Annotated in this window: 15 protein-coding genes; 2 read left to right on the forward strand and 13 right to left on the reverse strand. The window is 68.4% G+C overall.

What is annotated here, in order from left to right; all coding sequences use genetic code 11:
- Positions 1-5 precede the first annotated feature (5 nt).
- The 10 genes from OG698_RS02530 to OG698_RS02575 form a co-directional block, all read right to left on the reverse strand.
- Complete coding sequence (locus OG698_RS02530; protein WP_406101138.1) at positions 6-548, reverse strand: hydrogenase maturation protease; 543 nt, start codon at positions 546-548, stop codon at positions 6-8.
- Complete coding sequence (locus tag OG698_RS02535) at positions 545-1,990, reverse strand: hypothetical protein (RefSeq protein WP_406101139.1); 1,446 nt, start codon at positions 1,988-1,990, stop codon at positions 545-547. Before OG698_RS02535 ends, OG698_RS02530 begins: the two co-directional genes overlap by 4 nt.
- Positions 1,987-2,652 (reverse strand): DUF6084 family protein, encoded by a 666-nt coding sequence (locus tag OG698_RS02540; RefSeq protein ID WP_406101141.1) that lies wholly within the window; start codon positions 2,650-2,652, stop codon positions 1,987-1,989. Before OG698_RS02540 ends, OG698_RS02535 begins: the two co-directional genes overlap by 4 nt.
- Positions 2,649-3,302: a DUF5947 family protein gene (locus OG698_RS02545; protein ID WP_406101143.1), complete on the reverse strand. Its 654-nt coding sequence runs from the start codon at positions 3,300-3,302 to the stop codon at positions 2,649-2,651. The genes OG698_RS02540 and OG698_RS02545 overlap by 4 nt, the downstream gene beginning before the upstream one ends.
- Positions 3,299-3,895 carry a hypothetical protein gene (locus OG698_RS02550; protein WP_406101144.1) on the reverse strand — a complete coding sequence of 199 codons (597 nt, stop codon included), beginning with the start codon at positions 3,893-3,895 and terminating at the stop codon, positions 3,299-3,301. The genes OG698_RS02545 and OG698_RS02550 overlap by 4 nt, the downstream gene beginning before the upstream one ends.
- Positions 3,892-5,670, reverse strand: coding sequence for a nickel-dependent hydrogenase large subunit (locus tag OG698_RS02555; protein WP_406101146.1), 1,779 nt, complete (start codon positions 5,668-5,670; stop codon positions 3,892-3,894). The genes OG698_RS02550 and OG698_RS02555 overlap by 4 nt, the downstream gene beginning before the upstream one ends.
- Before the next feature lie 88 nt (positions 5,671-5,758).
- On the reverse strand, positions 5,759-6,847 hold the full coding sequence (locus OG698_RS02560; protein WP_406101147.1) for a hydrogenase expression protein HypE: 1,089 nt from the start codon (positions 6,845-6,847) through the stop codon (positions 5,759-5,761).
- A 127-nt stretch (positions 6,848-6,974) separates the two neighbouring features.
- The gene (locus OG698_RS02565) at positions 6,975-8,684 is read right to left on the reverse strand and encodes an enoyl-CoA hydratase-related protein (RefSeq protein WP_406101148.1); all 1,710 of its coding nucleotides are present in this window, start codon (positions 8,682-8,684) and stop codon (positions 6,975-6,977) included.
- Positions 8,685-9,006: 322 nt separating this feature from the next.
- Positions 9,007-9,231 carry a hypothetical protein gene (locus OG698_RS02570; RefSeq protein ID WP_406101149.1) on the reverse strand — a complete coding sequence of 75 codons (225 nt, stop codon included), beginning with the start codon at positions 9,229-9,231 and terminating at the stop codon, positions 9,007-9,009.
- A 530-nt stretch (positions 9,232-9,761) separates the two neighbouring features.
- Positions 9,762-10,283: a GNAT family N-acetyltransferase gene (locus OG698_RS02575; RefSeq protein WP_406101151.1), complete on the reverse strand. Its 522-nt coding sequence runs from the start codon at positions 10,281-10,283 to the stop codon at positions 9,762-9,764.
- Here OG698_RS02575 and OG698_RS02580 point away from each other — a divergent pair.
- Both OG698_RS02580 and OG698_RS02585 read left to right on the forward strand, forming a co-directional pair.
- Entirely contained in the window at positions 10,282-10,899 is a 618-nt protein-coding gene (locus OG698_RS02580; RefSeq protein WP_406101153.1) for a helix-turn-helix domain-containing protein, read from the forward strand. The two genes, OG698_RS02575 and OG698_RS02580, sit on opposite strands and share 2 nt — an antisense overlap.
- 198 nt (positions 10,900-11,097) lie before the next feature.
- Complete coding sequence (locus OG698_RS02585) at positions 11,098-11,238, forward strand: hypothetical protein (protein ID WP_406101155.1); 141 nt, start codon at positions 11,098-11,100, stop codon at positions 11,236-11,238.
- Between the two features lie 30 nt (positions 11,239-11,268).
- Here OG698_RS02585 and OG698_RS02590 read toward each other — a convergent pair whose 3' ends face one another.
- The 3 genes from OG698_RS02590 to OG698_RS02600 form a co-directional block, all read right to left on the reverse strand.
- Positions 11,269-11,805, reverse strand: coding sequence for a barstar family protein (locus OG698_RS02590; RefSeq protein WP_406101156.1), 537 nt, complete (start codon positions 11,803-11,805; stop codon positions 11,269-11,271).
- Between the two features lie 70 nt (positions 11,806-11,875).
- A complete protein-coding gene (locus tag OG698_RS02595) occupies positions 11,876-12,307 on the reverse strand; it encodes an ester cyclase (RefSeq protein ID WP_406101158.1) in 432 nt (143 codons plus the stop codon).
- Positions 12,308-12,462: 155 nt separating this feature from the next.
- Positions 12,463-12,885: a serine hydrolase domain-containing protein gene (locus OG698_RS02600; protein WP_406101159.1), complete on the reverse strand. Its 423-nt coding sequence runs from the start codon at positions 12,883-12,885 to the stop codon at positions 12,463-12,465.
- Positions 12,886-13,079: the final 194 nt, after the last annotated feature.

A 13,079-nucleotide genomic window follows, 5' to 3' on the forward strand; every position in this document is an offset into this window, starting at 1 on the left:
TCTCCTCACTTACGGGCCTCATGGGCAGCGGTCCCGACCACGGGCGCCTCGCCCTCACCCACGATCGCCTGGATCAGACGTACGGCTTCCGGAACCGCGGCGGCCACCGGAGCACTCAGACCGATGCCTTCCTCCAGGGAGGCGGGCTCGCAGCCGACCACAACGGTGCGGCCGGGAGGTGTCCCGCCGGTCCCGGAGCAGAGTGTCTCCAGCAGGGCCAGGACCGCGTCCGGTGACATGTGGTGGCCGTCGAGCACGGGTCCCTCCGGCGAGATGTCACCCGGCGAGTCGACTTCGATGCGGTAGAGCGTTCCAGGGTCACCGCCGCGGGCGGTGGCGTCGACGAGCACGAGGGTGTCGTATCCGTCGAGCAGTTGGTACGCGAGATGCACACCCCGTACACCGATGTCCATGACCTCGACGTGCCCGGGAAGACGGTGTGTTGCGAGTACGCGCACCGTCTCGACGCCGAATCCGTCGTCGCCGAGAAAGATGTTCCCCACACCGGCGACGAGCGTTCGAGCGCCGGTCTTGTTGTCCCCGGTCACTCGTCCTCCAGTGGGGCGATTTCGTCGGGCTGGAAGTACAAAAAACGGCCCTGCTCCCGACGGATGTCGGCGCCGGGGTCGCCTTCGACGGTCACCGCCAGATGTACGCCCCCGTCGACGTCGTGCAACACGGCCTCGACCAGCGCGGTGCGTCCGTGCAGGAACAGGTCTTGGGCGTCGGTGCGACGCCGTCCCGGGCGCAGGATCACCCGGCTTCCGGCGCTCACCGGCCGGCCGTCGACCGAGATCTCGTCGCGGGCCGGGTCCAGGCCGGCGTCGCCCTCCGGATTCCACCAGGGGGTCTCGGGCATGACGACATGCGACTGTCCGAGCTCGACGAGAAGGTCCGCTTCGACCTCGTCGTCGGGTGCTTTCTGGGCAGAACCTGTTACTTCCCGGAGTGAGCGAACCGCTCCGTGCAGGCGTTCCAGCACCTCGGGAGGCATGGATTCGGCCAGGTCGATCACGGCGGCGGCCTTCGCGTCCGTACCGCGGGCCTCACGCTTCTCCTGATCGGTGAGGGCCGCGGTGCGCAGGGCCAGGATCTCGTCGATCTCGGTGGCGTCGTACAGCGCTCCGGGACTTTCGGGGGCGACGGCCGGATGGTCCTCCAGGATGATCGGAGAGGAGAGCACCAGGTCCGCTTGGCCCGGCTCGCCGGCGAGGACCGGCCAGGTGTGCAGGTTGCGGCACGAGGCGACAGCGCCTTTGGCCCATTCCGGAGGATCGGTCATGGAGAGAAACGAGCCTGCGCTGAGACACAGCAACAGGTGTGCGGCGACGAGCGAGTGCGGGAGCGCCGCGTCCCGGTTGGCTCTGCCGTCGTCCGGGGACCAGGTGCTGGTGTTCTCCACCACGGCGGTCAGCCGGGAGACCCGGTAGGGGCCGTCGACTTCGCACGTGGAGAGACGTACGACTCCGCTGACCTCTTCGCACCGGCGGACCAGTCGTCCCACCAGCCGGCCCTCGGCGTCATGGACGAGTTCGGTCTCCTCGCGCGCGGGGCGGCTGAAGGGGACAGTGATTCCGTCGCCGGCGAGCTCGGCCACGGTGGCGGTCACTTCGACGCGTTCCTCCGCGCCCTCGTCCCAGGGAACCAGCACACGGTCCGGGAGCGACAGTTCGGACGCGTCCTCGAACGAGCCGTCCTGGCGGGCCCGTTGCACCGTGCGCCGCTGAGCATGCAGGAAGCGCACCTCGACCGACAGGGTGGCGCCCGTCCTGGGCTCCATCAGACACTCGGTGTGCTGGAAGTCGTGCTCGTCGCAGTCCGCACCCCAGGCGGGCGGGACCAGCACTCCGAACTGCCAGCGCAGCCGGTTCTTGGCTGCCGACGCCCGATACGGATAGAGCACGTAGCCCTCGAACAGCACCGCGTCGGCCACCGCGCGGGCGGCGGCGAACCGTGACTCCGTCTCCTGGCTGAACACGGCGGTCGTCACGGCGCCGACCTCTCGGTGGTCTGGGACAGAGCGTCCGCGTCAGAGGATTCCAGGAGGGTGCGCACCGTCGCTTCCCAGGAGGACAGCGCCCGCCGCGAACGGAACGCCAGCAGGTCGTCCATGGTGTCGCGGGGCAGCCGTACCCAGCCGGTTCCCGGGAAGTGCTGGTCGATCATCTCCTGCCACACCTTGACCGGCATGGGGTAGGCGGCCTCGCGGTCCCAGGGCACGGGCTCGACGTGGAACCCTCCGGCCCCGGTGAACGCGGTCCCGGAAAAGAGCATGAGGAGCGGCACGTCGCCACTCGACAGAGCGTGGAAGTAGCGGGTGGAGGCGACGTCCATGTCGTACGTGCAGGGCACGACCAGGTCGACTTCCGTCTGCCCGGTGAAACTGGGGACCATGAGGGAGATCTGTGCGAACTGCAGCGGCTGGAGGGTGCTGCCCCAGCGGGCTCGGCGGCCGAAGAGGTCATGCAGTCCTTCGGCCTCGTCGGCGTCGTAGCCGCGCCTGGCCGGTTCGATGCGCATCTGGCAGCGCAGGGCGAGCGCGTGCACGCGCGTCTGCTCGGATGCGTCGATGCGCAGCCGGAAGACCAGGGTGGGGCCGGCGGCGTACTGGTCTGCGCGCACGCCGACGCAGGAGAACGAGAACTCCGTCATCGACGGTGCGCCTCCTCCGGTGTCCTGGCCCGCTGCGCGATGTGATCGAAGAACGCGGTCAGATCGGCACGGGCCTCCGCCCCGCCGTCGAAGCCCTGCCACAACATGCGCATCCGTCCCACGAGTTCGTAGCAGATGTCGACCGGCACGAGATAGCACTCGGTCCGCTCCTCCACCCGTCGAAGGAGCAACGCCTCCACGTCGGGTTCGAGCAGTTCGGCCAGACGGCTCTTACCGAGTGCGGTCTGCCAGGTGGACGGGTCGAGTTCGCTCTCGGTGGCGCCCGCCGGGCTGGGGTAGAGCGCGACCAGTCTGTCGAGCGAGGCATTGCGGAAGAAGAACGCGACACTGACCGGGATCTGCAGGAGCTCCCAGGCACCGGGGTCGAGTTGGTCGTCCGGGTCCGCCAAATAGCGGTCCGGGACGGTGCGGAACCTCCCGCCACCCGCGCCGCTCTGCTCGAAGAGCATGGCGCACGGCGTGCAGGCGCAGGCGAGGGCGCGGTTCTCGGTGTCGACCATGTGCCGGTGGTTGCCGTCGTCGATCGGCGCTCCGCACAGTTCGCACGTCTCGGGCCGAGCGGTTCGCGGCGCCGCGAACCGCCGCAGCCCCGATGCAGGCGGACGAGTCCGCTTGTGCGGCGTACTCATGGTGCCTTCGGCGTGGCGGGCGCGCTGCCGGCAGCAGTTGAGGGCCGCCGCGAGATCTGCAGCAGAGTGGGTTCCTGCGAGGATTCCGCCCCCTGAATCTCGACCGTCGTCACTTCCGGCGCGAAACAGGCGAGGGCATCCTCCACCGCCTGACGGCCGGCCGCCGCGGTGCTCGCGCAGCCGCAGCCCGAGCTCTCCGCGGAGCGCAGGTGCAACGTGCCGGTGGCGTCGTCGAAACTCAGAAGCTCGACGGGATGGCTGCGCACGCTGCCCAAAGCACGGGAGATGCGCGTGGCGGTGTCCTCGGGGTGCAGGTCGTGCAGGACGAGCAGGCTGGTGACCAGGGCGTCGTCGAGCAGCGCGGCGAACGGGTCGCCTTTGGACTTTGGTGCTTCGAGCAGCGAGACCATACGGGCCAGGCCTGTGCCGTAGAAGTCCATCAGTACGCGCACCAGTTCCTCAGCCGCACCGGCGGCTTCGGAGTCTCCCTCGGCGGTCAGGTGGTCGATGATTTCTTCGACCCGCCGGCCGGCCTCCTCCGCGTTCGCCGCCGTTCCGCCGGGCGGCCGGGCCGTGGTGGTCGACGCGCTCATCCGGCCAGGCCGCTCAGTCCGGTCGGCACGTGCATCTTCTGCACGGTCTTGCCGCCGCCCACGTACATGTGGACACCGCAGGGCAGACAGGGGTCGAAGCTGCGCACCGCCCGCATGATGTCGATGCCCTTGAAGTTCTCCGGGGTGTTCTCCTCGAAGATCGGTGTGTTCTGCACGGCGTCCTCGTACGGGCCCGGGGTCCCGTAGGTGTCCCGCACGCTGGCGTTCCACGGCGTCGGCGGATAGGGATGGTAGTTGGCGATCTTTCCGTCGCGGATCACCATGTGATGGGACAGGACTCCGCGTACCGCCTCGGTGAAGCCGACGCCCAGGCCCTCGTCGGGCACCTCGAACTTCTCCCAGGTCTGGGTGCGCCCGGCACGGACCTCCGCCAGGCCCTTCTCGGCGCAGTGCAGCGCGATGGCGGCGGCGTAGGCCTGGAAGTAGGTGCGGGCCCGGTTGCGCTCCAGCGCGTTGCTCCACTTCGGGATCTTCCATTCGAAGCGCGTCTCGGGCTTGGTCATCGTGCGGGGCAGGGTGATGACGACGCTGTTGCCGGTGGCCTTGACGTAGTCGGTGTCGACGAGTCCCGACAGCGCGGTCGACCACAGGCGGGCGATGGGGCCACCGCCGGTGTCGAGCGCCAGGTAGTCCTTGCCGTCGAACCAGCGAGGCGACATCACCCAGCTGTAGTTGCCCTCGAAGTCGCGCTTCTGGGGGGCCGGGATCGTGTGCTGGTTCCAGGGGTGGCGCGGGTCGACCGGATTGCCGAGCGGGTCGTGGGTGACGAACTGCTCCTTGCCCTGCCAGTCCTCGTAGTACGAACTGCCCAGCAGGATACGGATGCCCAGGTTGATCTCGGTGAGGTCGTTGGTGACGAGTTTGCCGTCCACGATGATGCCCGGGGTGACGAACATCTTCCGTCCCCAGTTGCTCATGTTCGCGTACGTGAAGTCGCAGTACTCGGGGTCGTTGAGCGCGCCCCAGCAGCCGAGCAGAACGCGGCGGCGGCCGACTTCCTCGTACCCGGGCAGTGCCTCGTAGAAGAAGTCGAACAGGTCGTCGTGCAGGGGCACTACGCGCTTCATGAACTCCACGTAGCGCATGAGGCGGCTCATGTAGTCGGTGAAGAGCTGGACGGACGCGATGGTGCCCACGCCGCCCGGGTAGAGCGTGGAGGGGTGCACATGGCGGCCCTCCATCAGGCAGAACATCTCCCGCGTGTAGCGGCTGACCTGGAGGGCCTCACGGTAGAACTCGCCCTCGAGCGGGTTGAGCGAGCGCATGATGTCGGCGATCGTGCGGTAGCCGTGCTCCGCGGCGTGCGGCGCCTCGGTGCGCTCGGCGAGTTCCAGCACGCCGGGGTTGGTCTCGCGGACCATCTTCTCGCAGTAGTCGACCCCGACCAGGTTCTCCTGGAAGATGTTGTGGTCGAACATGTACTCAGCGGACTCGCCGAGGTTGATGATCCACTCGGCGAGGGGCGGCGGCTTCACCCCGTACGCCATGTTCTGCGCGTACACGGAACAGGTGGCGTGGTTGTCGCCGCAGATGCCGCAGATGCGGCTGGTGATGAAATGCGCGTCACGGGGGTCCTTGCCCCGCATGAAGACGCTGTAGCCGCGGAAGACCGACGACGTGCTGTAGCACTCCGCCACCCGCTTCTGCTTGAAGTCGATCTTGGTGTGGATGCCGAGGCTTCCCACGATCCGGGTGATCGGATCCCAGGACATCTCCACCAGGCCGTTGCCGTCGGTCTTCGTCTTTGGTGCCATCTTCTGTGCAGCGCCCTTCGTCAAGTCTTCGTACGGGAGGTCGGATCACCTGGGACGGCCACCCCGAGGGCGCCGTGCGGGACACCATTCACCACGGCGGCCGGTATCCGGTCGCCAACTCCTTGCCGCGGTGGCGCCACTTGGGCTCCTTGTCCACGGTCTTGGCCGTGATGGAGCGGAGCTTTCGGATCACCGACCCGTACGCGCCGCTCGCCGCGCTGGACAGCTTGCCGCCGGGCGGCTCGTCCATGAACGGCATGAACTTGTCGGGGAAGCCGGGCATGGTGCAGGCGATGCAGATGCCACCGACATTCGGACAGCCGCCGATGCCGTTCATCCAGCCACGCTTGGGCACGTTGCACTTGACGACGGGTCCCCAACAGCCCAGTTTGACCAGGCATTTGGGCGAGTCGTAGGTGGTGGCGAACTGGCCCTGCTCGTAGTAGCCGGCCCGGTCGCAGCCCTCGTGGACGGTGGCCCCGAACAGCCAGGTCGGACGCAGCTTGTCGTCCAGCGGAATCATCGGGGCCGACCCTGCCGCCTGGTAGAGCAGATAGGTCAGGGTCTCGGAGAAGTTGTCCGGCTGGATGGGGCATCCCGGTACGCACACGATCGGGATGCCTGCCTGGGACTTCCAGTCCCAGCCGAGGTAGTCGGGCACTCCCATGGCGCCCGTCGGGTTGCCCGCCATCGCGTGGATGCCGCCGTAGGTGGCGCAGGTCCCGATGGCCACGACGGCCAGCGCCTTGGGCGCGAGCCGGTCGATCCACTCGCTCGTCGTGATCGGCTGGCCCGTCTCCGGATCGTCACCGAACCCGCACCAGTAGCCCTCCGGCTTGATGGCCTCGTTGGGGATCGATCCCTCGACGACCAGCACGAAGGGGTCGATCTCGCCGCGCTCCCCCTTGAAGAACCACTCGATGAAGGTGTCCGCGCCGCCTACGGGTCCGCATTCGAAGTCGATCAGCGGCCAGTGGACGGCGATCTTCGGCAGGCCGGGCAGCACGCCGAGCACGATCTCCTCGATGCTCGGCTGCATGGCCGCGGTCAGGGCCACGGAGTCGCCGTCGCAACTCAGTCCCGCGTTGATCCAGAGGATGTGAATCGTCGGGGATTCTTCCTCTGCCGGCAGACCGGGTACGTCGGAATCGACCACGGTCGGCGTTGCTGCATCCATAGGGATGCCTCCTAGGGGGAGGGATACAACGAAAGGGCACAAATCGGCCCTCGTTATCCTTGATAGCAGGCACCCGGTGAGTACGCGACGTGGCCGTGCGCGGGCGCGCGCAGACCACCCGGACAGGTCACCGACCCGCCGCACCGCCGCGGACCAGGTGGTACGGCGCCTCGGTGGAGGGCTGCTTACGAACGAATGCACGCCGCAACGCGTGGTACGGGGCGTGGGGATCCGAGAAGGTGCGGAGCATGCTGGAGAGCTCCGCTTCCCGGTAGAGGGACAGCGGCTTGACGGATTCGTCCCGCTCCCGTGTCTGCTTCTTCGCCGCGATGCGCTCCTGCATCCCGGAGGAATTGGCGAGCCGGACGGCCAAACGGGTCACTTCGCCCGGGAAGTCCTGCGGGCAGCACTCGACGAGGCGGTCCACCAGCCCCGACCGCAGCCCCGACGACGCGCTCACCGGAAGCGCCTCCTGCGTCAGTCGGTCGGCCACGTCGGCGCCCACGCGGCGCGGCAGCGTGTAGGTCCAGTACTCGGACCCGTACAGCCCCATCAGACGGTAGTGCGGGTTGAGCACCACGCCCGCACGGCACCACACTTCGTCCGCGGCGAGGGCCAGCATGGCCCCGCCCGCGGCTGCGTTGCCGCCCAGGGCGCTGACCACCAGCCGGTCAGTGGTGGTCAGGACGGCCTCGACCAGGTCGTTCATCGCGTTGATGTTGGCCCAGGACTCGGCGCCCGGATCATCGGCCGCCTCGATCACGTTCAGATGGATTCCGTTGGAGAAGAAGTCCCGGGTGCCGCCGAGGACGAGCACGGCAGTGGGTCGCGAGCAGGCGGCCCAGTAGGCGTCGAGCAGGCGCCGGCAGTGCGACGTGCTCATGGCGCCGCCCGGGAAGGAGAAGGACAGGAACCCGACCGCCCCCTCCTCGCGATAGCTGATGTCGGACCAGGTACGCCGGTCATGATCCGCGTCAGGCGCGTAGACGCTCTCCGGAAGCTCGGGGAGCCGGTCGGCGAGGGCCTGAACGGCCGGCAGTTTGAACGGCCTGGGCTCCCCCGGTCTGCGGCGGGGCCTCAGTTCGGGAATCCATACGGCACCATCCACTGTCGCCCGGCAGATCGCCCCGGCCCTGGTGGCGAGCAGCTCCCCGGGGCGCCCCTTCAGTTCGTCCTCCGGGTAGCCCCCGTGCAGGTGCCACTCATCGCCCAGGAGTTCGTCCAGCACGCCCGGGGACGAGTCGGCAGCCCGTAGCTTGCGCAACACGGTCTCGGTGCTGTCCCGCGCCCAGCGGATGCGCCGCAGGCCCTGGGGGTAGGAGGGGCGGGTTCCTGCCGCCGCTCTGTTCCTCACCTGAGCCTGAGGCAGGGGCGAATAGGTGCCCGAGGCGAATCGGTCGACGGCCAGGAGCACCGCGTCCGACGCGGCGTCCGACACCTCGTTGCGGTACAGGTCGCTCTTGCCGACCGGAGACACCGTGAGGCGGGCCGATGCCCACACGTCGCCGGCGTCCATCTGGCCGTTGGCCTGGAGCACGGTGACGCCCCAACGGTCAACGCCCGCGCTGATCGCCCAGTCGAGCGAGGAGGGGCCCCGGTCACCGACGGGTCCGGGGTGAACGACGAGGCAGGTGTGCTCCCGCCACACGTCCTCGGGGATGGCCCTCTTCAGCATGGGCGCGATGACCAGCTCCGGCTTACAGGCGCCGAGTACGCCGCGCAGCGCGTCGTCACTGGATGCGAGATGCACGTCCAGACTGTGACCTCGATCCCGCAACTCGGCGTGGACGCGCTGGGTGAGACTGTTGAACGCGCTCGCCACCAGCAGAATGTGCACGGCAACCTCCCGTAGCCCCGCGGCTGCAAGACCGGAGCGGGTCCGGTCGGGCGTCAGCCTCGGACACGGGGCAGGAGGCACACCGAAGCCGGGCCGCGTCGTCACTCCAAAGCGCAGAGATTGACGACCACTCGGCTCACGTGCGAGTCGTCGACAGCGCCGTCAGGACAGGTCCGTCGCCAAGCGTCAACGCACGCCTGCGGTGCCGCTTCCGGCCGAGCCCAGGACCGGTCGGTCGTGCGGGGTCGGTAGCCACGCAGCCGGGGCAGGCGTTGTTGATCAGAATGTTGGTGCCGCTCAGCTCCTTGGCACGGTCGAGCACTCACATCGCGCGTATCACTGAAGCGTTGAAGGCAAGCGAGGGACCGAACCGTGGCCGCTCTCGCCACACGATGACGAGGTCGTCGTGGACCTTGTCGCCGTCGACCCGATCGGTGAGGAGCGTGCCGAGGCACGGCGCCTGGGCGAGGCCGTGGCCGTTGCAGGCGATGAGACAGGAGACGCTCCTTGTCGCCCGTCCGGCCACCGGCAGCCAGGGCGGTGTCATCGCGATCGATCCACCCCACTGCCCGCTCAATCGCAAGGTCACGCAACGACGGGAATCGGGCGTGGAAGCCCTGGGTGACGCCTGCGGCGACCTCGAGGTGCGGCTTGCGAGCGCCCACTGCGCCCCGTGCCAGCTGCAGTTGGCGTACACCCGCGACGATTGTGTGAGGACGAAGCCGGCCAGGGGCTGAGGCCGCCCCTAGGCCGCACCTGGGGACGACGAGGCCACACACCCGTCGTACGAGTCACTGCCGCGGGCACCGAGCGCGTCTCCATGGCGGCGCTGATCTGCACAAGGTCCGGCCACCGATCCCGGCTGATCTACCGTATCCATCTCGACCGCGCCCCCGCCGAAGGCCGACGCAGGGGTTTCACCGAGACCGACTACGCCCACCTGCTTGAGTGGTGATGCCGGCTCTCACAGGAGTCGGTCCTGTTCATCGACATGTGGTCGGGCACGTCGACCGGGTGCGACATCACCGCCCAGCGGCGCGCGGCCCGGCGCGCATTTCTCCGGGCCCCGTCGGCAAGTCACGCCAGGAGAAGCCGCATGAGCGTCAGGTCCAGCCACCGGCCGAACTTCGTTCCGACCTCACGCACCGTGCCGGCATGCTGGAAGCCGAAGCGTTCGTGCAGCCGGATCGAGGCGGTGTTGCCGGCTTCGATTCCCGCGATCACCACGTGGTGGCCGGCCTTGCGCGCGCCGGAGATGAGTACGGTCAGCAGCGCGGATCCGATGCCGAGCCCGTGGAGTCCCTCTCGGACGTAGACGGAGTTCTCCACCGTGTGGCAGAACCCGTCGAAGTCCTTCCACGGGCCGTAGACCGCGAACCCGGCGACCTCGCCGTCGACCTCGGCCACGAACGCCGAGCCACGGTTCAGGTGGGTGGTGAGCCAGGCGGCCGCTTCGGCGGAAGTCTGGGTTCTGGTCGTCCAAAGGGCCGTGGAGTGCTCGATCGCGTCGTTGCGGATGACTCGCACAGCCTCGGCGTCACCGATGCATGCTGTGCGGACGCTTACCGCCACCCCCGACTTCTCGTATATTAGATTCATGTCCAACATGGTAGACCCACTGGTGGCGCAGATCGCGGCCCGCATTCGCGTCGAGCGAGAGCGACGCCGGTGGACCCTGGCCCAGCTCGCCGAGGAGTCGGGGGTGTCCCGCGCCATGATCCACCGGATCGAGCGCGGTGAAAGCAGCCCCACCGCCGCGATCCTGGGCAAACTGTCCGCCGCCTTCCAGCTCAGCGTCTCCTCCTTGTTCGCCCTCGCCGAAGGCGCGGCCGAAGCGCCCGCCGGCGGCGGGTCCCCCGACGGCGAGAGCGAGTCCGGAGGGGTGCGCCGCCGGGGCGAGGCAGTGGAGTGGACCGATCCCGCCACCGGGTACCGTCGCCGCCAGATCACCGGCCTGAAATTCCCCACTGAGGTCGCGGAGATCCGCCTGCCCGCCGGTGCCCGCGTGCCGTATCCCGCCGCCGCCTTCGCGTTCCTGCGACAGGTGGTCTGGGTGCTCGACGGACATCTGACCTTCCACGAGGGCGATGCGGTGCATGAACTCGACGCGGGGGACACGATCGAACTGGGCGAACCGTCCCCACGCGTCTTCGCCAACACCAGCACGACCGAATGCCGTTACGCCGTCATCCTGGCCCGGGGGACAAAACCGTGAGCCTGGCCCCGAGCTGATGTCAGGCAGGGGCGCGGGCCTGGCCCGTGCGGGGGCGTCGTCCCTCCATGCTGGACCGGAAGCCGGTGGGGTTCAGCGGTGTCCGGGAAGCCAGACGGGAGCGCTGCTGCCACAGGGAAGCAGGACATCGCGGAATCTCGCCGGCAAGCGAGAAGCTGAGCTCGAACACCGCTTGCTGACATGTCCGCAGCGGCGGACGATCTGGTGGGCTGGTACCTACGACGCCGATACGTACCGATCGGGACGTGGCGGTGGGACGTCACGAACTACGAAAGCGTCGTTCTCGCAAAGGACCTCTCGGCGATCCTGGACGCCAACTGAGGACGACCGTAAGCACAACGGGTCAGAGCATCAGGCGGACCGTCGACTGCTGTCGAGCCATTCGGCGTCGTTCCACTGGACGGGCATGGCGCCCACCGGCTCGAAGCTGATGTCCGGGTCGTTGCTGTGAACCAGGCACATGATGCGGTGTCCGAACAGCGCCGCGCTGCGAGCGCGGTCGGCAAGGATGTCCAGCACGATCTGCGCGGTACGCGGTTCCGCACGCGCAAACCGGTCGTAACTCGTGAAGACGATGACCAGGCCGGTGGCGTCCCGGGTGGTTCCGTACTCGTACGACTCGACGTCGCGGAGGCAGTCATTGAGTGCGTCGAGGTTCTGACCGTAGGAGTCGGGAAAGCTCAGGGCCCAGGCGATGTCCCGGTGCATGTCCGTTGCCTCAGCCCACTGGGCCGCGTCCAACGCGACGACCTGGTAGCCGTGTTCACGCAGCCAGACGGCGGCCGCATCCAACAGCTGCCGACGCCAGTACAAGGTGACGAAGGAGTCCATCATCAGGCGAAGGGCGAGGTCACCGGACAAGTCGGCGTCGGGGTCGAAGGCGGTCACGGGCGAACCCTAGCCGAAGGGCTTACTCACGCGACCACGGCTTTTACCTCGAGAACCCGGCCCATGGCGCTCAGTGGCCCGAGTCAGCCGAGATCTGCTGTATGAGGCTCATCATGTCCGGAGCAACCCACTCCTCGGCGATCTTGCTGCCTTCCATGCGGTAGATCTCGATGCTGCGGAAGCTCACAGGCCGCTGCGTCGCCTCGATCCCCTGGAACGTGCCCTGATGGGTGCCGCGGAAGTGAACGCGCACCGCCACCTTGTCCCCGACGCCGAACATGTCCTCGACCTGGATCTGCAGGTCGGGGAAGCCCGCCAGCATGGCCCGGGTCCCCAGCTTCCACACCTCTCGCCCGTGCAGCGGGTCCGGCATACCGGGGACGTTGGCGATGAAGTTCTCCGTCAGCAGCTCCGCGCCCGCGTCGAGATCGCCGCTCTGCACCGTCTGGTAGGCGGTGTGGATCAGGGCCAGATTCTGCTCAGGGGTCATCGTCATGGTCATGGGAGCTTCCTTCTCTTCGGCAGATCGAGCGGTACACGATCAACGGGCGCAGGACGTCGCACCGACAGCGACGAGTCACCTGGGGGTGATCCGGGCGGTACGACGCCTGCTCCGCATCGCATGCCCTCAGTAGAAACCCTGCCGTCGCGACAGGGTCAACGGGGGGCAGAGCGGTGCGTGCAACGGTCGCCGTTGCGCACACCGGGGACGTAGGCGGAGATCGGATCGTCCAGCTTGACCCGGTGCTGGTCGACGAATTGGAGGAGCGCGGTGACCGTGAACGTCGTGGTCTCGCTGCCGATGCGGATGTGGGAGTCGACGGCCATCGGCCGGCGGGTGGCGGTGTTGGCGCCGCCAGTCGCTCGGACGAAGCTTTCCTTGCCCGGCATCCACAGTCCGAGGACGGCGCCGGGGATGCCGGCCCGCTTGCGGACGTCGGCGATGGCCTTGTCCAGCCGTGCGTTCACCTTGGGGCCCACGCCGCCAGACGGGGAGTCGTCCGAGCCGTTGTTGTCGTGCCGGTCAACGCCCGCGGCGTGGACCGGCAGAGCGGGCACCACCGCCACCGGGGCCGGCACCGACGCCACCAGCACCGCTGCGGCGAACAGACGTCGGGGGGATACGTCGCATGTCGGAGGCCTCTTCCAGATCGCGGGAGCGGACCGCAACCGCACCCACCCCGGCCCCCGACGCAGCATCCCGGCCGTTGCGCACCCCGCCAAGTCCACTCACTCGGAGCCGCACTAGCCACCGCGCCGGCCCCCGCCCCGCC

It is taken from the genome of Streptomyces sp. NBC_01003, assembly GCF_045162695.1.
In the GTDB taxonomy this organism is placed as follows: Bacteria; Actinomycetota; Actinomycetes; order Streptomycetales; family Streptomycetaceae; genus Streptomyces.